The following is a 248-nucleotide window of genomic DNA, read 5'->3' as shown; positions in this document are numbered from 1 at the left end:
GGATTTGTCTTAGCTGCATTATCAATTTGTCCAATAGCTCGATAAAGCAACTTACGTGCGACTGCATTGCCATGTTTAGTAATACTTAAATTAGATTCCATTTCTCCTGACTGATATCTGCCTGGATCAATTCCGATAAAAGCATTGATTTTATTAGGATTACTAAATCTGCGTAAATCTCCTAACTCTGCTAAAACTCTGACTGCAGTGGTCTGTGCAAAGCCTGGAATGCTTTCTAGGTTTTCTAA

General features: G+C 37.5%; 1 protein-coding gene. It reads right to left on the bottom strand.

Annotation, left to right across the window (positions count from 1 at the left end; all coding sequences use genetic code 11):
- Positions 1-248 (bottom strand): transposase (locus JEM49_RS10315; protein WP_201874946.1); only part of this gene is annotated, 248 nt, incomplete at both ends.

The sequence above is a fragment of the Lactobacillus sp. A27 genome (genome assembly GCF_016742815.1).
In the GTDB taxonomy this organism is placed as follows: Bacteria; Bacillota; Bacilli; order Lactobacillales; family Lactobacillaceae; genus Lactobacillus; species Lactobacillus gallinarum.
Note: the sequence above shows the minus strand (reverse complement) of the source record. Positions and strands in the feature narration are given on the sequence as shown.